This window comes from Methylibium sp. T29 (assembly GCF_000576205.1).
Lineage (GTDB): Bacteria > Pseudomonadota > Gammaproteobacteria > Burkholderiales > Burkholderiaceae_C > Methylibium > Methylibium petroleiphilum.
In genome coordinates this window covers 1-18,177 of sequence record NZ_AZND01000060.1, presented here as the reverse complement: position 1 = coordinate 18,177, position 18,177 = coordinate 1, and the positions used below count along the sequence as shown (strand labels likewise).

At 71.2% G+C, this 18,177-nt stretch carries 19 protein-coding genes and 1 pseudogene; 11 read left to right on the top strand and 9 right to left on the bottom strand.

Translation table 11 applies throughout. The features are described 5' to 3' along the window. A partial coding sequence (gene glpD, locus x551_RS09770; protein ID WP_036248336.1) for a glycerol-3-phosphate dehydrogenase occupies positions 1 to 956 on the top strand: 956 nt, incomplete at its 5' end. Between the two features lie 346 nt (positions 957 to 1,302). Here glpD and x551_RS09760 read toward each other — a convergent pair. The 7 genes and pseudogenes from x551_RS09760 to x551_RS09730 all read right to left on the bottom strand — a co-directional run bounded on the left by x551_RS09760 (position 1,303) and on the right by x551_RS09730 (position 7,590). Then, complete coding sequence (locus tag x551_RS09760; RefSeq protein WP_036232464.1) at positions 1,303 to 1,488, bottom strand: CsbD family protein; 186 nt, start codon at positions 1,486 to 1,488, stop codon at positions 1,303 to 1,305. Positions 1,489 to 1,651: 163 nt separating this feature from the next. Continuing rightward, positions 1,652 to 2,626, bottom strand: coding sequence for a helix-turn-helix domain-containing protein (locus x551_RS09755; protein ID WP_036248330.1), 975 nt, complete (start codon positions 2,624 to 2,626; stop codon positions 1,652 to 1,654). 114 nt (positions 2,627 to 2,740) lie between these two features. Continuing rightward, positions 2,741 to 3,130, bottom strand: a complete 390-nt coding sequence (locus tag x551_RS09750) for a cytochrome c (protein WP_049820843.1) — start codon at positions 3,128 to 3,130, stop codon at positions 2,741 to 2,743. Between the two features lie 31 nt (positions 3,131 to 3,161). Beyond that, on the bottom strand, positions 3,162 to 4,829 hold the full coding sequence (locus tag x551_RS09745; protein WP_036232462.1) for a PQQ-binding-like beta-propeller repeat protein: 1,668 nt from the start codon (positions 4,827 to 4,829) through the stop codon (positions 3,162 to 3,164). 188 nt (positions 4,830 to 5,017) lie between these two features. Next, the gene (locus tag x551_RS09740; RefSeq protein WP_011831232.1) at positions 5,018 to 5,452 is read right to left on the bottom strand and encodes a 2,4'-dihydroxyacetophenone dioxygenase family protein; all 435 of its coding nucleotides are present in this window, start codon (positions 5,450 to 5,452) and stop codon (positions 5,018 to 5,020) included. Between the two features lie 142 nt (positions 5,453 to 5,594). Then, a complete protein-coding gene (locus x551_RS09735) occupies positions 5,595 to 6,332 on the bottom strand; it encodes a GntR family transcriptional regulator (RefSeq protein ID WP_036232461.1) in 738 nt (245 codons plus the stop codon). Next, positions 6,329 to 7,590: pseudogene (locus tag x551_RS09730) on the bottom strand (iron-containing alcohol dehydrogenase). The gene x551_RS09735 and the pseudogene x551_RS09730 overlap by 4 nt, the downstream one beginning before the upstream one ends. 100 nt (positions 7,591 to 7,690) lie before the next feature. On the opposite strand from x551_RS09730, the gene x551_RS09725 reads away from it, so the two are divergent. From x551_RS09725 to x551_RS09695, 9 genes are all read left to right on the top strand, one after another. Beyond that, positions 7,691 to 8,437 carry an alpha/beta fold hydrolase gene (locus x551_RS09725; protein WP_036232454.1) on the top strand — a complete coding sequence of 249 codons (747 nt, stop codon included), beginning with the start codon at positions 7,691 to 7,693 and terminating at the stop codon, positions 8,435 to 8,437. 179 nt (positions 8,438 to 8,616) lie between these two features. Beyond that, positions 8,617 to 9,687, top strand: coding sequence for a TRAP transporter substrate-binding protein DctP (gene dctP / locus x551_RS09720; protein WP_036232453.1), 1,071 nt, complete (start codon positions 8,617 to 8,619; stop codon positions 9,685 to 9,687). Between the two features lie 70 nt (positions 9,688 to 9,757). Then, positions 9,758 to 10,270, top strand: a complete 513-nt coding sequence (locus tag x551_RS09715; RefSeq protein ID WP_011831227.1) for a TRAP transporter small permease subunit — start codon at positions 9,758 to 9,760, stop codon at positions 10,268 to 10,270. A gap of 19 nt (positions 10,271 to 10,289) precedes the next feature. Then, a complete protein-coding gene (locus x551_RS27165; RefSeq protein WP_253950342.1) occupies positions 10,290 to 10,862 on the top strand; it encodes a TRAP transporter large permease subunit in 573 nt (190 codons plus the stop codon). Next, positions 10,847 to 11,248 (top strand): TRAP transporter large permease subunit, encoded by a 402-nt coding sequence (locus tag x551_RS27160; protein ID WP_253950341.1) that lies wholly within the window; start codon positions 10,847 to 10,849, stop codon positions 11,246 to 11,248. The genes x551_RS27165 and x551_RS27160 overlap by 16 nt, the downstream gene beginning before the upstream one ends. Continuing rightward, positions 11,230 to 11,586 (top strand): TRAP transporter large permease subunit, encoded by a 357-nt coding sequence (locus x551_RS27155; RefSeq protein ID WP_253950340.1) that lies wholly within the window; start codon positions 11,230 to 11,232, stop codon positions 11,584 to 11,586. Before x551_RS27160 ends, x551_RS27155 begins: the two co-directional genes overlap by 19 nt. Before the next feature lie 5 nt (positions 11,587 to 11,591). After that, positions 11,592 to 12,914, top strand: coding sequence for an FAD-dependent oxidoreductase (locus tag x551_RS09705; protein WP_036232475.1), 1,323 nt, complete (start codon positions 11,592 to 11,594; stop codon positions 12,912 to 12,914). A 42-nt stretch (positions 12,915 to 12,956) separates the two neighbouring features. Then, positions 12,957 to 14,660, top strand: coding sequence for a dihydroxy-acid dehydratase (gene ilvD / locus x551_RS09700; protein WP_036248327.1), 1,704 nt, complete (start codon positions 12,957 to 12,959; stop codon positions 14,658 to 14,660). Between the two features lie 41 nt (positions 14,661 to 14,701). After that, positions 14,702 to 15,562: an isocitrate lyase/phosphoenolpyruvate mutase family protein gene (locus x551_RS09695; protein ID WP_011831223.1), complete on the top strand. Its 861-nt coding sequence runs from the start codon at positions 14,702 to 14,704 to the stop codon at positions 15,560 to 15,562. A gap of 19 nt (positions 15,563 to 15,581) precedes the next feature. Here x551_RS09695 and x551_RS09690 read toward each other — a convergent pair whose 3' ends face one another. Continuing rightward, a complete protein-coding gene (locus tag x551_RS09690) occupies positions 15,582 to 16,520 on the bottom strand; it encodes a recombination-associated protein RdgC (RefSeq protein ID WP_036232451.1) in 939 nt (312 codons plus the stop codon). 99 nt (positions 16,521 to 16,619) lie between these two features. Continuing rightward, on the bottom strand, positions 16,620 to 17,213 hold the full coding sequence (locus x551_RS09685; RefSeq protein ID WP_011831221.1) for a YigZ family protein: 594 nt from the start codon (positions 17,211 to 17,213) through the stop codon (positions 16,620 to 16,622). Between the two features lie 77 nt (positions 17,214 to 17,290). On the opposite strand from x551_RS09685, the gene x551_RS09680 reads away from it, so the two are divergent. Next, positions 17,291 to 18,177: rhodanese-like domain-containing protein (locus tag x551_RS09680; RefSeq protein WP_036248324.1), on the top strand; the 887-nt coding region annotated here is incomplete at its 3' end.

Sequence of the window (18,177 nt, the reverse complement as noted above, 5' to 3'; positions counted from 1 at the left end):
CGGCGGTGGAGTGGCAGGCCCGCGCGCTGGTCAACGCGGCCGGTCCCTGGGCCGCGAGCTTCCTGCGCGACACGGTGGTGTCGGCGCACGGCGAAGCACTCGCCACGCGCCAGCTGCGGCTGGTGAAGGGCAGCCACATCGTCGTGCCGCGGCTGTTCGACCACGCGCACGCCTACCTGTTCCAGAACCCGGACCGCCGCATCGTCTTCGCCATCCCCTACGAGCGAGACTTCACGCTGATCGGCACCACCGACGTCGAACTGCACGGTGACCCCGGCGACGCCGTCGCCAGCGAGGCCGAGATCGCCTATCTGTGCGAGCAGGTCAGCCGCTACTTCGCGCGCCCGGTCGTGCCAGGCGACGTGCGCTGGTCCTATGCCGGCGTGCGGCCCCTGCTCGACGAGGCCGACGGCGACGAGGCGAGCGCCGTGACGCGCGACTACCTGCTCGAGACGCACGCCGACGGCGCCCCACTGCTCACGGTCTGGGGCGGCAAGATCACCACCTTCCGCAAGCTGGCCGAGGAAGCGGCGGGCGCCATCGGGCGCCTGCTCGGCGACGAACGCGCCGCGTGGACTGCGTCGGCAGTGCTGCCCGGCGGGGACCTGTCGGCCTGGACCGGCATGCCGCCGGGCACGCCGGCCGAGGACTTCGAGCGTTTCGTGAAGGCGCTCGGGCATCGGCACGCCTGGCTGCCGACGCCGCTGGCCCTTCGGCTGGCTCGCGCCTACGGCACGCGTGCGACGGACTGGCTGGGCGAGGCCCGCTGCCTGGACGACTTGGGGCTCGAGATCGCTCCCGGGCTGCACGAAGCCGAGCTGGCCCATCTGCAGCGCGACGAGTGGGCCGTGACGGCCGACGACGCCCTCTGGCGGCGGTCCAAGCTCGGTCTTCACCTCGACGCCCGCCAGCGCGCGGGCGTGAGCGACTGGTTCGCTGCACGCACTGGCGCCTGAGCGGACGCGTGGCGGGCGCCGCCGGTCAGGCCGCGGTGGCCATCGGTGGCGGCATGCCAGGCGGTTCGCGCACCGGCAGAGGCACGTCGGAGGGGGGCGGGTCGGTGATCTCCGGCGGCTGCACGTCCGGGCGCGGCGGTGCGGGTGGAATCACCTCCGGCGGTGGCGGGTGCGACGCCGGCGGCGACGGGAGTTCTGCGCACCGCTGAGGCGGGCGCACGACCCCACCGGCGGCGCGGAACGGCGTCAGCGAGACGCGCGCGATGGGCCGACGAGCCGTTGTCGCGCCTGGGTGCAGCGCCGCGTACGGATGCAGTGAATCGAGATTCATCGTGCGCCGGCGCGATCAGGTCTTGTCGATCAGGTCCTTGGCCTTTTCCTTGGCATCGCCATAGGACGCCTGGGTCTTGCCGGTGACCTGGTCCACGCGGCCCTCGGTCTCGAGCTTCTCGCTGCCGACGACCTTGCCCGCGACTTCCTTGACCTTGCCCTTGGCCTGCTCGATGCGGCCCTTCAGTTGGTCGTTGTTCATTGGCGAATCCTTCCATCCATGCAAACGGTCGGCGGCGCCCCGCGGGATGCCGGACGCCCGACCGATGGAAAGATGGTGCCGGGGGCGCCGGCCCCTGTCTGCCGGCAGCGTGCTCGTCGGCGTGTAGGACGGGGGCGCACGGACCCCGGACTCGCTGCGCTTGTCAGCGGCGGCAATGCCCCGGCGGATGGCCGAAATGCTGCTTGAAGACGCGGCTGAAGTGCGCCGGGTCGGTGAAGCCCCACTGGTAGGCGATCTCGGCCACGCTGTGTTCGCGGTAGGACGGGTTGCTCAGCGCCTCGCCGCAGCGCTCGAGACGCTGCTGGCGGATGTAGGCCGACACGCTCTGCCCGGTCTTGCCGAACAGCAGGTGCAGGTAGCGCGGCGAGATGTGGTGCGCCTGCGCGATGCTGCCCGGCGTCAGCGTCTCGTCCTGCAGATGGTCGAGGATGTAGTCCTGCACCCGCTTGAGCTGCTGCAGCGACAGGCCGCGCGGCGCCGGTTCGAGGCGGCAGGACATCGCCGCCGTCAGCAGCTCGACGGTGGCGCGCCGCACCGCGCTCAGCTCGCCCGCCTCCAGATCCTCGAGCTGCGAGGCCAGCGACTCGATGTGCGAGTACAGCACCGCGCCGATGCCCGAACGGCTGTCGAGCACCGTGCCGCGGAAGCGCCCGGTGCGTGGCAGCCGCTCCTTCACGTCGTCCCACGGCAGGATCAGCGAGACCTTGTGCAGCCGCTCGGTCACCGTGAATTCCATCGGCTGGTCGCTGGTCCAGATGACCAGATCGCCCGGCCCGACGGCCACGCGCTCGTCACCGGCACGCAGCGACTCGCGCCCCGAACGGGTGATCTGCACGCCGATGTAGGCCGCCCCTTCCTGGCTCACATGGCGCGGCAGCCGGCGCCCGCCGCAGGGGTCGCAGAGGCACTCGACCACGCGCAGCCCGGCCACATCGCGGTGCCGCAGACGCGCGTTGAACTCCGGTGCCACGCGGTCCGGCACCTGCCAGCGGCGGAAGTTGTCGCTCAGCGCGGCCTCCCAGGCGTCGGTGCGGTCGGCCAGGGCCACGTCCGTGGTCGACCACCAGGGCGGCTCGGGCAACGAGGCGGGGACGGTCGGCGAGGCGCTCGCTTCCATGTCGGTTTCCTGGCGCGGCAACGGCCGGCGCTCCGGCGCAGCGTAGTGAGATTCCGGCCGCGGCACGAGAGGGAAACCCATGGGGCGCCCCGGCCGGGCGGCGGTGCGGATCCGCTAGGGCTGGGCGCGCGGCTGGCCGCCGAGCGAGCGAATGAAGGCCGTGATGCGCCAGATGTCCTCGTCGGACAGCGAGCCCTTCCAGGCCGGCATCACGTTCGCGCCCCGCTTGCGGCCATTGGTGATCACGTCGTGGATCTGCACCGGGTCCCAGTCGACACGCTCGCGGAACGGTCGGTTCTTGCCGGAGTCGCCTTCCTTGCCGTGGCAGTAGGCGCAGATCTGGCCGAACTTCTCGCGGCCGGCCTGCACCCACTCCGGATTGCGCAGCTCCTCGGCGCTGGGAACGGCCGCCGCTTCCTGGGCCTGCGCGGTCGACAGGCCGGTGAGCAGCAGCGCAACCGCGGCGATCCGCCAGGCCGGGCCGGCGGTGTCAGGGGGTCGCATTCTCGTCATCGACAGGTCCCGTCCATCCGCGCTATTCCAGCGTGAAGGCGATCAGCGCCGCGCCGCCGCGCACGTTCTTGAACTCCGGCCACGGGATGGACGCGAAACCCGGGAACAGCGAGCCGAAGCCGGTCGCCGCGACGATGTACTGCTTGCCGCCGGCCGAGTAGCTGACGATGCCGCCGCGCATGCCCGAGCCGACGTTGAAGGACCACAGCGTCTTGCCGGTCCGGTCGTCGTAGGCCGACAGCAGACCGCGCGGATCGCCGTTGAAGATCAGGCCGCCGCCGGTGGCCAGCACATGCGCCAGCCCCGGGGCCTCGAAGTCCAGCCGCCAGGCCTGCTTGCCGGTCACCGGGTCATGGGCCACCAGCCGTGCGGACGCCTTCTTGCCCGGCGGCGGGATGATCTCCAGCTCGGCCACGTCGTAGTAGCCCTGCGAGAACGCCAGCTGGTCGATCGGCTGCTGCTTCATCACGACGCGGTTGCAGATCTCGTAGGCGTTCGTGTACCAGAGCTTTGTCTTCGGGCTGTAGGCGCCCGCGTTCCAGCTGCGCACGCCCAGCGCGCTGGGGCAGAACACCTCGCTCTGGCCGGACTTCGGCGGATTGCGTCCGATCAGCGCGCCGGTCTTCGGGTCCACGCCCTTGATCCAGTTCATCTCCTCGGCGATCCGCCAGACGTCCTGCACCGCGCCGGTCTTGCGGTCGTAGACCGAGACGAAGCCCCCCTTGTTGAGGTGCATCATCAGTTCCTGGCCGTTCTTCTCGAACATCACGAACTCGTAGGCCGAGTCGAAATCCCAGGCGTCGTTCGGCACCTCCTGGTGGTGCCACTTGATGCGGCCGGTGGACGGTTCGAGCGCGAGCACCGTCGCGGTGTAGAGGTTGTCGCCCGAGCGCAGCTCGGCATTGAAGTCCGGCGCCGGGTTCGAGGTGCCGATGAAGAAGGTGTCGTTCTTCGCGTCGTACTGGCCGGGCAGCCAGGCACCGCCGCCGCCGACCTTGATGGTGTCGCCGGGCCAGCTCTTCGGGTCGTCCTTCAGCAGCTCCATGGTCCAGGCCTTCTCGCCGGTGTCGGCCTTCAGCGCATAGAGCCTGGAGCGCTGCGCCAGGTCGCCGCCGGTCGGGCCGGCGATCAGCACGTCGCCGGCCAGGATGGGCGGCGAGGTGAAGTTGCAGCCGTGGCAGGTCTTGGGGTCGGTGAGCTTCACCTTCCAGAGTTCCTTGCCGGTCTTCTGGTCGAGCGCGATCAGGTGGCCGTCCGAGGCGCCGATGAAGACCTTGCCGCGGCCGACCGTCACGCCGCGGTTGTAGAAACCGAACACCGACTTCTCCTGCACCGCGTCGAGCTCGGGGATGTATTCCCAGAGCTGCCGGCCGGTGGCGGCGTCGAGCGCGAAGCTGCGGTTGTTCGACGCGCTGTAGTACAGCACGCCGTCGAGCGCGATCGGCGTGGCCTGCAGGCCCTGCGCGATCTCGCCGGGCTGGTGGATCCACGCCACCTTCAGCTTCTTGACGTTCTTCCGGTTGATCTGGTCGAGCGGGCTGTAGCGCCAGCCGCGCCAGTCGCCGTGGTAGTCGGGCCAGTTCTTGCCGGTCTCCTCGGCGCTGCCCGTGCCGGTGCAGAGCAGCAGGGCGGCTGCAGCGGCCAGGACGGCGAGCGATCGTTTTCGCAGAACGTCGAGCTTCGGGATCACGGTGACTCCTCCGTTGGGTTCTTCTCGAGTGCCGGGTGCCGGCGCGCGGCATGTCCGGCCGGCGCAGGGCGTGGCAGCTTAGGTCTGCGTGCGGTGCGCGCGCGTCGCCAAGGTGACGTGCGGGCCGGCACCCCGTGCAAGTCCGGGGGTGCCGCGCGCCGGAGGCGCGCCTTCCCGCAAGCTTCGGCTCACGCCGCCCAGGCGCCCTGCGCGTCCTCCCAGCCGATCACGGCGATCGGCGAGCCGTCGGGCTTCACGAAGGTGAGAGGTCCGAGGAAGCTCATGTAGAACTCGCTCGCCACCGGGAACTCGGTCTTGTCGTGGCGTGCGTTGGCTGACTCGTAGCCGTAGCCTGGCGCGATGGCGGTGTCGCCGCCGGCGGCCTTGCCGCCGCGCACATCCATCTTGCCCTTGGTCAGGAAGTACTCGCCGGGGCCGACGTGGACGTGCGCCGCGAACGACGAGCCCGCCGGGCAGTCGAAGATCGCCGTCCACGAGCCCATCTCGGGCGAGACATGCAGCAGTTTCCAGCGGATGCCGCCGGTGGAGAACGCCGCAGGGAACGGCTTCCAGTCCACCTGGTCCATCTGCACGTACTCTTCCTTGATCTTCGACTTCAGCATGTCGCGTCTCCTGCGGGTCGGCGTGGCGTGGCGGGATCGGTCGATCCCCGAGACGGCACGATAGCGAGGCCGCGGCTGCCGCCCTAGTCTCAGCGCGCAGCCCGGCTTGACCGGGAGCGAAATTCAGCGCAAACCCTAGGGCCTAGAAGTCGGTGCTGACCGTGGCCTTGGTGAAGGCCTCGTTGTGGTCGATCAGGTCTTCCATGGCGCGGGCCGCTGCCGCCTCGTCGCGCTGCGAGATCGCGCGCGCGAGCGCCCCGTGCAGCTTGGCCATCAACGGCGTGTCGGCCGCCTGGCGGTAGTGCAGGTACCAGAATCGCCGCGACAGGCCGTGCATCAGGCCCATGGCGCCGGCCGCGAACTCGTTGCGCGCGGCGCGCAGCGACAGGTCGTTGAACTCCTTGTCCGCGCGGATGAAGCGCGTCTCGTCGTCCTGCTTCCCGGCCGCGTCGAACTCCCGGGCCAGCTCCTCGAAGCGTGCGCGCTCGGGCTCGGTGGCGCGCCGTGCGGCGCAGCGCACCACGAGGCGCTCCACCTCGCGGCGGGTCTCCAGGAGCCGCAGCTGGCGCTTGATGTCGATCTCGGACACCAGCACGCCGCGCTGCGGCAGGATGGACACCAGGTGCTCGCGTGCCAGCCGCTGCAGCGCCTCGCGCACCGGGGTGCGCCCGATCTGCAGTCGCGCGGACAGCTCGGCCTCGGAGATCGCGGCCCCGGGCAGCAGCTCCAGCTTCACGATCATCTCCTCGATCAGCTCGTAGGCGGTGGCGGTCAGGCTGCGAGGCTTGGTGGCGGTGGCGCCGCCGCCGTGGGCGGCCCCTGCCGTGCGGGAGCGGGTCGTCGTCGCCTTGGGGGTCTTCCTGGCCGCAGTCTTCTTCATGGCGTCTCGATTCCCGACAGTTCACCAGCATAAGCGCGCCGGACGATGGCTGCGTAGTCGGCCTCGGGGGGTTGTTGGGGATAGGCCCTGGCTAGCCGCGTCACCGCGAGTCCGTCGTGCACCAGCTGGTCGAGCGCACGCTCCGGCACGCCGAACGCGGCCAGGTCGGCCGGCACGCCGAGCTCCTGCACCAGCGCGCGCGTCCGGACGGACGCCTGGCGCGCCATCGCATCGCTGTCGGCGCGCGGCACGCCGGCCATCGCGGCGATGTCGGCCAGCTCCTCGCGGCGCGAGGGCCGCAGCGCATCCATCACGTAGGGCAGTAGGGCGGCATTGGTGCTGCCGTGCGAGGCGTGCGTGAGCCCGGCCAGCGCGTAGGCGAGGCCGTGCACAGCGTTCAGGCCGGCCGACGCATAGGACATCGCGGCGAACAGGCTCGCGTAGGCCATGCCGGTGCGGGCCTGAAGGTCGTCGGGCACGTGATAGGCGCGGGGCAGGTGCGCGAAGCACAGCGTGATGGCCTCGCGCGCGAACATCGTCGTCAGGCGGTTGCGGCCGCTGTACGACGGGTCGGCGTCGCCCCCGGTGTCGAAGCGCGTGGCGTCCATCGTCAGGTAGGACTCGATCGCGTGCGTCAGCGCGTCGAGTCCGGCGTCGGCGGTGACCTTCGGCGGGCAGCTCAGCGTGAGCTCCGGGTCGATCACGGCGATCGCCGGGCGCAGCGCATTGCCCATCACGGCGACCTTGGTGGCGCTGCTGTGCTGCAGCAGGATGGCGCCCGGCGTGATCTCCGAGCCGGTGCCCGAGGTGGTGGGCATCGCCAGCATCGGCAGCGGGCTGCCGGGGAAGCGTGTCGTGCCGACGAAGCTCGCGACCGGTCGGCGGAACGGCAGCGTGAGGCACAGTGCCTTGCGAGGTCGATGTTGCTGCCGCCGCCGAGCGCGATGACGTGGTCGATGCGCGCGGCGCCCGGGCGTGCCAGCAGCTCCTCGGTCGCGCTGTCGCACAGCTCGGTCGACGGGTCGGGCTCGCCGCCGTCGAACACCAGCGACTCCAGGCCCTCGGCCGCCAGCGAGCGCACCAGCGCGTCGACCACCGTCGTGCGGCCCGAGAAATGGCGGTCGGTGACGATCAGCGCGCAGCGCCAACGCTGCGCGGCGCACAGCGCGGCCACGCGATGGCGTGCGCCGGCGGCCAGCAGCACGCGCGAAGGCGTGCAGAAGTAGAGGGTCTCGTCGGCGCTGACTGGGGTGTGCATCGGCTGGGCTCGTGGGTCGGACGGGCACGCGACCCGGCGACGCGGGAAAGGCGTCGTGCAATACTAGTAAGACATTACTAATATATCAATAGGAGACACCATGCCCTCACCGTTCCCGTCGCTGCTCGGGCGCCTGGACTGCCGGGTGTTCGGCCAGGGCCGGCCGCTGGTGCTGCTGCACGGCATCCAGGGCACGGCCGAGGCCTGGTTGCCGGTCGCGCAGCGGCTCGCCGACACGCACCGCTGCGTGCTGCCCAACCTGCCGGGCCGTGCCGCCTCGCCGCGCTGGCGCACGGCCGACGACGGGCCGATCGAGCGCTACTACCACCTCGACCACTACGCGGGCCTGCTGCACGAGCTGCTGCAGGCGATCGGCCAGCCGGTGGTGCTGGCGGGGTGGAGCATGGGCGTCAGCGTGATCCTGCGGATGGCGGCGCTGCACGGGCTGGGCGCGGTCGAGCGGCTGGTGCTGGTGTCGGGCACGATGCGCGCCGGCCCGCCGGAGGCCACCTGGTTTCACGCTGCGGACATCGACGCCCTGCGCAGCGAGGCGCGACAGCGCGCGGAGCGCCTGGGACTGACGCAGGTGGCCGACGCCGAGGCGGTGGCGTGGTCGTGGCAGTCGGCGCGCGGCCTCGACCTGTCGGTCGGAGCGGTGCGCATCGCGTGCCCCACGCGGGTGGTGCACGGCGAGACCGACGATCAGTGCCCGCTCGCGCATGGCAGGGCGCTCGCAGCGGCGATCGCCGGCGCGCAATGGCTGGCGCTGCCGGGCGTCGGCCACAACGTCCTGGGCGCCGAACCGGCACGGCTCGCGGCCGCCATCACGGCGGAAAACCCGCGTTGACATGCATCAAAGAGATTACTAGGATTTAACTAATACATCAGTGGTATTCAGAAACTGGTGCGAGGCCTGCGGCAGCAGGTCGCACCGCCCTGCCGGCGGCGTCGAGAGGCGCCGTCTCCTCGCCACCGCACCCGATCCAGGCCGCCAGAGCCATCGATCCAACCCCACGGAGACAAACCATGAAGCGTCGCAATTTCGTCAACGTCACCCTGGGCAGCGCCGGCCTCTTCGCCGCGGCCGGCGCGCTGGCCCAGACCGCCGGTCCGAGCTACAGCTGGAAGATGGCCACCGGCTGGGCCGGTGGCCCCATCATGGACATCGGCGCCAAGGCCTTCGCCGAGCGCATGGAGTTCTTCTCGGGCGGGCGCTTCAAGATCCAGACCTTCCCGGGCGGTGGTCTCGGCAATGCGCTGAAGGTGCCCGAGACGGTGAAGAACGGCCTGGCCGAATGCGGCCACACCTGGATGGGCTACGACTGGGGCAAGGACCCGACGACGGTGCTGTTCGGTGGCTACGCCGGCACCTTCGACACCGAGCGCATGCTGCACTGGCTCTATGAATCCGGTGGCGCCGACCTGCAGCGTCAGTTCCGCGAGGACACGGACGGCGTGATCTCGATGCCGCTGTTCATCCGTACCGCCGAGGTCTTCCTGCACTCGCGCAAGCCCGTCAAGAGCCTGGCCGACCTGAAGGGCCTGAAGCTGCGCACCGCCGGTGCCTGGCTGGAGATGTCCAAGGACCTCGGTGCCGCGCCGGTGACCACCGCCGCCGGTGACGTGTTCCCGATGCTCGAGCGCGGCGCGATCGACGCTACCGAGTGGGGCACCCCGTGGGAGAACGTGTCGCCCGGCTTCTACAAGGTCGCCAAGTACCTCAGCTACCCCGGCGTGCACCAGCCGACCGCGCCGTTCGAACTGGTGATCAACAAGGACGTGTGGGCCAAGCTGAGCCCCAACGACAAGAAGCTGATCGAGGTGGTCGCCAAGATGGTGACGATGGAAACCTACCTGCGCATCGGCGCCGAAGACGCGAAGGCGATGGAGTTCTACAAGAAGCAGGGCGTGACGCTGGTGCACCTGGACGACGAGGTCCAGTACACGGCCCGCAAGATCGGCCTCGACTGGGCCGAGGCCACGGCCAAGGAGAACAAGCACAAGTGGTTCGCGCGCGTGCACAAGAGCCAGGTCGAGTTCGACGCGGCCTGGAAGGACGCCGACGACTGGCGCAAGGTGAAGGTCAAGCGCGCCTGATCCGGGTGTCGTCTGGCCGGAAGGGTCCGCCTGCGAGGCGGGCCCGCCCCGTTATCCACTGGAGTCGCGATTGAACCGCCTCATCGTCTTGCTGGAGCGCCTGGTCGTGGCGGTCGGCATCGCCGCGGCGATGCTGCTCGTGCCGCTGGTGCTCGCCACCGCCTGGGAGGTCGTCGCGCGCTACGCGTTCGGCGCGCCCACCATCTGGGCCTACGAGGTCGGCTACCTGCTGACCGGCTCGCACTTCCTGCTCGGGCTGGCCTACACGCTGCGCCAGGGTGAGCACATCCGCATCGACGTGCTCAGCGCCCGCATCGGGCCGACGACCCGGCGCCGCATCGACGCCGTCGCCTACGCCGTCGTGCTGCCGCTGCTGGTGTGGCTGAGCGTGGCGCTCTTCAACTACTTCATGGCCGGCTACACGCGCGGCGAGACCTCCGGGCAGTCGGCGCTGAATCTGCCGGTGTGGCCGTTCCGCGCGGTCTTCGTCCTGTCGTTCACGATGTTCGCTCTGCAGGTGTTCTGCGAACTGCTGAAGTCGCTGATGGCCCCGAAGAACGATCAAGAGGCTCAGCCGTCATGAGCGATTACCTGCCTTCTTCATGCTGCCGCTGGCCTTCACGCTGATGTTCCTCGGCGTGCAGGTGGCGTTCGCGATGATGCTGACCGCGGCCGCCTTCGGGCTGGCCATCTTCGGTCCCAACGTCATCCACCAGTTCGTCGAGAAGATCGACGACCTGTCGTCGAACTTCGTGTTCGCCGCGGTGCCGCTGTTCGTCTTCATGGGCGCGATGCTCGAGAAGTCGGGCATCGCCGACCGCCTGTTCGAGGCCATCCACATCTGGACGCGCCGCCTGCCCGGCGGCCTGGCGATCGCCACGGTGTTGATGTGCATCGTGTTCGCGGCCTCCAGCGGCGTGATCGGCGCGACCGAGTCGGTGGTGGGCCTGCTCACGATCCCGATCATGCTGCGCTACGGCTACAACAAGAGCCTGATCAGCGGCACCATCTGCGCCGGCGGCTCGCTGGGCACCATCATCCCGCCGTCGGTCGTGGTGGTCGTGATGGGCCCGCTGGCCAACCTGTCGGTCGGCGACCTGATGTACGGCATGGTGCTGCCGGGCTTCCTGATGGCCGGGCTCTACCTCGCTACATCTTCGTGCTGTGCATCGTGAAGCCGGAGATGGGGCGGCGCATCCCGCCGGAGCCCGGCGATCCGACCTTCATGCAGAAGATCGCCATCACCACCCGCAACCTGGTGCCGCCGCTGGGCATGATCGTCGCGGTGCTCGGCTCCATCCTGCTGGGGCTGGCGTCGCCGACCGAGGCGGCCGCGATCGGCGCGCTCTGCTCGGTGGGACTGACCGTGCTCTACGGCCGCTTCACCTGGCCGGGGCTGTACGAGTCGCTGCTGAAGACGCTGCGCGTCACCGCGATGATCATGTTCGTGCTGCTGGGCGGCACGCTGTTCACCGGCGTCTTCATCGGCGGCGGCGGCATCAATCTCGCCAGCTCGATGATCACGCACCTGGACCTGTCGCCGTGGGCGCTGCTGGGATGATGCTGTTCATCCTGTTCATCGCCGGCTTCTTCCTCGACTGGATCTCGATCGTGCTGATCTTCCTGCCGATCTTCACGCCGCTGGTCACCGCGGCGGGCTTCGATCCGGTGTGGTTCTGCATCCTGTTCCTGATCATGATCCAGACCAGCTACCTGACGCCGCCGATGGCGCCGGCCATCTTCTACCTGCGTGCCGTGGCACCGCCGGAGATCACGATGCGGCACATGTACTGGGGAATGATCCCGTTCATCGCGCTGCAGGTCATCACGCTGGCCTGCACGCTGATGTGGCCCCAGCTCGTGACCTGGCTGCCGAGCGTCGCGATGCAGATGAGGTGATGGCGATGGATGCGAGACCGGGTCAGCGTGTCGAGGTCGACGTGCTCGTGGTCGGCGGCGGCGCCACCGGCGTGGCCGCGGCAACCGTCGCGGCCCGCGCCGGGCTGAAGACCTTGCTGGTGGAGCGCTACGGCTTCTGCGGCGGCGGCGCGGTGGCGGGCCTGTCGGGCACCGTCTGCGGACTCTACGAAGCCGAGGAGGCGCCGCGGCGGCCGAAGCAGATCGTGCACGGCTTCGTCGACGACTTCATCGCCGCGATGGAGCAACGCGGCGGACTGGCCGAGCCGGTGCTCTACGGCAAGACCTGGACCCGGGTGCACGAGCCGCTGGCGTGGCGCGAATCGGCCGATGCGCTGCTGGGCTCGGCCGGCGTGCAGCTCGCGTACCACGCGCTGGCGACCGGCGTGCACCGCGACGGCGACCGCATCGACGGCGCAACGGTGTGGACCAAGGGCGGCCTGCTCGATGTGCGCGCCGGCCTCACGATCGACGCCAGCGGCGATGCCGACCTGGTGGCGATGGCCGGCCTCGAGACCTACTGCGGTGCCGATGGCGTGGTGCAGAACCCGACGATGATCTTCCGCCTGCAGGGCGTGGACGTGGCGCGTTTCAAGGCGGCCTACGGCAGCGACACCATCATGCCGCCCGAGGTCACGGCGCTGATCGCTGCCGCGGCCGACGCCGGCTACGCCTTGCCGCGCCAGAAGATCTGGCTGTTCGAGACCACGCGTCCCGGCGAGCTGCTGTGCAACTGCACGCGCGTGCGCGGCGCCGACGGGCGCGAGCTGAACTGCATCGACGGCGACGACTTCACCGAGGCCGAGGTCGAGGGCCGCCGCCAGGTGCGCGAGTACGCCCGCTTCTTCAAGGACCGGCTGGCCGGCTGCGAGGCGAGCTGGGTCAACGACACCGCGGTGCAGGTGGGCGTGCGCCAGACCCGCCAGGCACGCGGCCTGGCGACGCTGCGCAACGAGGACGTGGTGCGGGGCAGCAAGTTCGCCGACGGCGTCGCGCGCTCGCCCTGGCCCATCGAGCTGCACGCCGGCAGCAAGCCGCGCGTGCAGTGGCTGCTGAACGACTGGTACGAGGTGCCCTGGGGCTGCTTCGTGCCCGAGCGCGGCGAGGGCCTGCTGTTCGGCGGGCGCTGCCTGTCGGCCGAGCACGAGGCCGTGGCCTCGGCGCGCGTCACCGCGCAGTGCTTCTCCTATGGCCACGCGCTGGGCGTGGCCGCCACCGTGGCGCTGCGCGAGCGCACGCCGGTGCGGGCCATTCCGGGCAGCGTGATCCGCGAGCTGCTGAACCGGCAGGGCGCCCGCCTCGACGGCTGACACAGGCCTCCCTCACCCCTTCCTTCCCTGCACCCGAACACCATGGCCCGTTCCTTCCGCAGCAATTTCGAGCCCGGTTCCACGCGCTGGGCGGTGCGTCATGCGCAGTGGAGCGCGATGGGCATCGCCGAGGCCGATTTCGACAAGCCCAAGATCGCCGTCGTCAACACCTCCAGCGGCCTGTCGGTGTGCTTCCAGCACCTCGACGGCATCGCGAAGCGGGTGGCCGAGGCGATCCGCGCCGCCGGCGGGCTGCCGCTGGAGATCCGCACCGCGGCGCCGTCCGACTTCGTCACCAGCGCGGGCCGCCAGGGCCGCTACCTGATGCCCACGCGCGACCTGATCGTCAACGACATCGAGGTGCAGGTCGAGGGCGCGGAACTCGACGGCATGCTGCTGCTGTCGAGCTGCGACAAGACCACGCCGGCCCACCTGATGGCCGCCGGCCGCCTGGACGTGCCCAGCCTGGTGCTGGCCTGCGGCTACCAGCTCGGCCGCCAGTGCGGCGAGCACCACGTCGACATCGAGGAGGTCTACAAGGCGGTCGGTACCGTCAAGGCCGGCCAGATGGACCTCGACACGCTGCAGGGCATGTGCCGTGTGGCGATCGACGGCCCCGGCGTATGCGCCGGTCTTGCCACTGCCAACTCGATGCACTGCCTGGCCGAGGCGCTGGGCATGGCGCTGCCCGGCAACGCGCCGGTGCGCGCCGACGGCCCGCGGCTGCATGCGCTGGCGGCGCAGGCCGGAGCACGCATCGTCGAGATGGTGCAGCAGGACCTGCGGCCGCGCGCCATCCTCACGCCCGGCGCCTTCCGCAACGCGGTGCGCTTCGCGGTGGCGACCGGCTGCTCGGTCAACGTGATGCGCCACCTGATCGCCATCGCGATCGAGTCCGAGTGCCCGGTCGATGTGATCGCGGAGTTCGAGCGCGCCGCCGACGAGGTGCCGATGCTCACGCGCATCCGGCCCAACGGGCCGGACCGCATCGAGACCTTCGAGGCCGCGGGCGGCGTGCGCGGCGTGCTCCGGCAGCTGGCGCCGCAGCTCGACCGCGAGGTGCTCACCGCCGACGGCCGGCGCCTGGGCGCGCTGATCGACGAGACCCCGGCGCCCGACGTCGCCTGCATTCGGCCGCTGGCCGATCCGTTCGCGCGCGAGCCGGGGCTGATGATCATCCGCGGCTCGCTCGCGCCCGACGGCGCGCTGGTCAAGCTGGCGGCGGTGCCGGCGGCGATCCGCCGCTTCCGCGGCGAGGCCCGGGTGTTCGAGGACGAGGCGCTGGCGATCGAGGGCCTGAAGACCGGCGCGGTGCGCCCGGGTCAGGTGATCGTGCTGCGCATGCTGGGCCCGAAGGGCGGGCCGGGCACGGTGTTCGCGGCCAGTTTCATGGCCGCGCTCGTTGGCGCCGGGCTGGGCAGCGAGGTGGCGGTGGTCACCGATGGCGAACTGTCGGGCCTGAACAGCGGCATCACCATCGGCCAGGTGATGCCGGAGGCGGCCGAGGGCGGCCCGCTGGCGGCGGTGCGCGACGGCGACGCGATCGAGATCGACCTGACGGCGCGCCGCATCGAACTGCAGGTGCCGGCCGAGGAGGTGGCACGCCGGCTCGAAGGCTTCGTGCCGCCGGAGCCGGGCGGCCGCTTCGGCTGGCTGCACCTGTACGGCACACTGGTGCAGCCGCTGTCCAGGGGCGCGGTGCTCGGTGTGCGGCCGGTGCTGACGCCGGCGGACCCGCAGCGCTGAAGCCGCCGCCGCGGCCGCAGCAACGACAGGAGCAGCACGCGATGAGCGGAAACGAAAGCGTCGCGGCCCGGGCCGCGGCCCAGGCCGAACGCGCCGGGCGACTGCGCGCACTGCACGAGCGCGACGGCGCGTTCGTGATCCCCAACCCGTGGGATGCCGGCTCGGCGAAGCTGCTGGCCGCGATGGGCTTCGAGGCGCTGGCCACCACCAGCGCCGGCTATGCGTTCTCGATCGGCCGGCCGGACATGGAGGGCGCGGTCACGCGCGACGAGACCTTCGCCAACGCCCGCGCGATCGTCGAGGCCACCGAGCTGCCGGTGTCGGCCGACCTGGAGAACGGCTTCGGCGACGATCCGGCCTCCTGCGCCGAGACCGTGCGCATGGCCGCGCGGGCCGGCCTGGTGGGCGGCTCGATCGAGGACGCCAGCGGCCGTCGCGATGCGCCGATCTATCCCTTCGACTTGGCGGTCGACCGCGTCCGGGCCGCGGTGCGCACGGCGAGGACGCTGCCGTTCCCGTTCGTGCTGACCGCGCGCGCGGAGAACCTGCTGCACGGCCGCATCGACCTCGCCGACACCCTCCGCCGGCTCGAGGCCTACGCCGAGGCCGGTGCCGACGTGCTGTACGCCCCCGGGCTGAAGACGCCCGAGGACATCGCCGCGGTGGTGAAGGCGGTCGCGCCGCGGCCCGTCAACGTGGTGATGGGCCTGGCGGGCGCGGCGCTGTCGTTCGACGAGCTCCAGCACCTGGGCGTCAAGCGCATCAGCGTGGGCTCGTCGCTGGCGCGCGCCGCCTACGGGGCCTTCCTGCGCGCGGCGCACGAGATCCGCGCCGACGGCACGTTCACCTACGCCGAGGCGGCCGTGCCGTTCGGCGAGATCAACGCGATGTTCCGCCGCTGAGGCGCCCGCGGCGCCGCGCTCAGGCCGCCTTCAGTTCCGGCAGCGGTGACGCGCCGGCGAAGGGATCGGCCTCGCCGCCCAGCGCGTCGACCAGGTCGGGGATGAGCTGCACCAGCTCGCCGGTGGCGATGGCGACATCGGCATCGAAGGCCGCATCGGCGTCGGCGCGGCCGGGGTGGGCGTCGAACACGCCGTCGAGGAAGTCGAGCTTCTTGATCTGCCCCGCGTCGGTCAGCACGAAGGACACGCGGCCCTGCCAGGTCAGGGCCAGCCGCGTCGGCCGCTTGCCCTCGCCGATGTGCTGCCGCACCTCGTCGGTGTCGAGCCGGTGGCGCGCATAGCGCACCACCGACTTCTGCTCGTCGTCGGACTTCAGCTCGCACTCGCGGTCCACCGAGAAGGCCTGTGGCGGCTCGCCGTCGGCCAGCCAGGCGGCCATCGCGGTCGCGGCCGACAGAGCGGTCTGCAGCGGTGCGACCGGCAGGCCGTCGAGCACCTTGACCAGGTGCGTGACCACGTCGCCAGCGCGCGCCGGGCTGCTGGCGTCGACGATCAGCAGGCGCCGCTGCGGGTCGAGCCAGACGCGGAACGTCGCGCGTTTCGTGAATGCCATCGGCAGCAGCTCCAGGGCCGCCTGCTCCTTCAGCTCCTTCAGGTGCTTGCGGCCCGGCTTGCGGCCGGTGTCGTGCTCGGCGCGCTGCGCCAGCTCGTCGGTGCGGCGCTTCACCACGGCGGCCGGCAGCAGCTTCTGCTCGACCATCAGCGTCGCCAGCCACTGGCCTGCGACGCTCTCGACCAGCGCGCCGTGCGCCTGCCCGCGCGGCGGCACCCAGCCGGCCGACAGGGCCTGCGTGGCGCCGCATTCGGTGAAGCGCGCGGTGGCGAGGCGCTCCTCGATCTGCGTCGCGCTGCCCGACCACTCGGGGCCGATGCGGTAGACCGTCAGGTTCTTGAACAAGGCAATCCTCTCTCTGCTGCAGCGTCGGCCGGCCGCTCTTGCGGCCTGGCCGGGGAGGGGCGATTGTCCATGGTCGGCGCCTGTCGGCCGGGCCGGGGCTCAGTCCGACGGCGCCACCCAGACCAGCCGGCCCTGGCCGCCGTCGTCGAGCCGACGCCGCAGCGCCGCGGCGTCGCCCTCGGGCAGGCTGAACTGCAGCTCCACATGCATGCCGTGGCTGACCTGCAGCGTGCCGGCGCCGGCGGCGTCGAGCTCGCGGCGCAGCCAGCCTTCGAGCGCATAGGGCAGCACGCAGCGCAGCGTCTGCAGTCGCTGCAGCGGCCGCTTGTCGGCGCCGAGCAGGGCCTGGGCCACCGCGTCGGTGTAGGCGCGCACCAGGCCGCCGGCGCCGAGCTTCACGCCGCCGAAGTAGCGCACCACGGTGGCCAGCACGCCATCGAGATCCTGGTGGCGCAGCACCTCCAGCATCGGTCGGCCCGCGGTGCCGCCGGGCTCGCCGTCGTCGACCGCCGCCGAGGCGCCACCGGCCAGCAGTGCCCAGCACACGTGCGCGGCCCCGGGGTGCAGGGTCCGCAGCGCGGCCACGCGCAGCAGTGCCGCGGGCCGGTCGGCCACCGGCTCGACGCAGCCGATGAAGCGGCTCTTGCGGATCAGCAGTTCGCTGTGGACGGCGGTGGCCAGGGTGCTGGGCATGGGCGCGCAGCATAGCCGGCACGGCGGCGCGCGCTGTGCTCGAATGCCGGCTTCGCCACTCTTGCGGAACGCAGCGCGTGCAGGCCCTCATCGCCCTCGTCGTCCAGCACGGCCTGATCGTCGTGTTCGCCACCACGCTGGCGGCGCGCATCGGCGTGCCGCTGCCGGCCGCGCCGTTGCTGGTGGTGGCCGGCGGCCTGGCGGTCGGCGGCACGCTGTCGCTGCCGGCGCTGCTGGCGGTTGCGGTCGTCGCCAACGTGCTGGGCGATGCGGCATGGTTCGTTGCCGGGCGGCACCATGGGCATCGCGTGCTCGGGCTGCTGTGCCGCATCTCGCTGTCGCCCGATTCCTGCGTGCGCCAGAGCGAGGCGCTGATCCTGCGCTGGGGCGGCAGCTCGCTGGTGGCGGCCAAGTTCGTGCCCGGCGTCTCGGTCGTCGCGGCGCCGATGGCCGGTGCGGTGGGGATGAGCGCCGCGCGCTTCGTCGCCTACGACGCGCTGGGCGGGGCCGTCTGGTCGCTGGTGTTCCTGGGTCTGGGCGCGGTGTTCAGCACGCAGATCCAGGCGCTGCTCGACGTGCTGGCCCGGGCTGGCGCCGCGGCGACCGCGCTGCTGCTGCTGGCCGTCGCCGGCTTCGTGCTGTGGCGCTACCTGCGGCGGCGGCGCTTCCGCAACGCCGCAGCGATGTCCCGCATCACGCAGGCCGAACTGCAGGCGCTGATCGATGAGGGCGCAGAGCCCGTGATCCTCGACGTGCGCTCCGGCGCCGCCGCTGGGCTCGATCTGCGCCACATTCCCGGCGCATGGCGCGTGGAGTTGAGCGAGGTCGCGACGCATGCGTCGCAGTTGCCGCGCGACCGCGAGATCGTGCTGTATTGCAACTGCCCCAACGAGGCCTCGGCGGCCACCGCCGCGCAGGCGCTGCGGGCGGCGGGGTTGCCGCGCGTGCGACCGCTGGCCGGCGG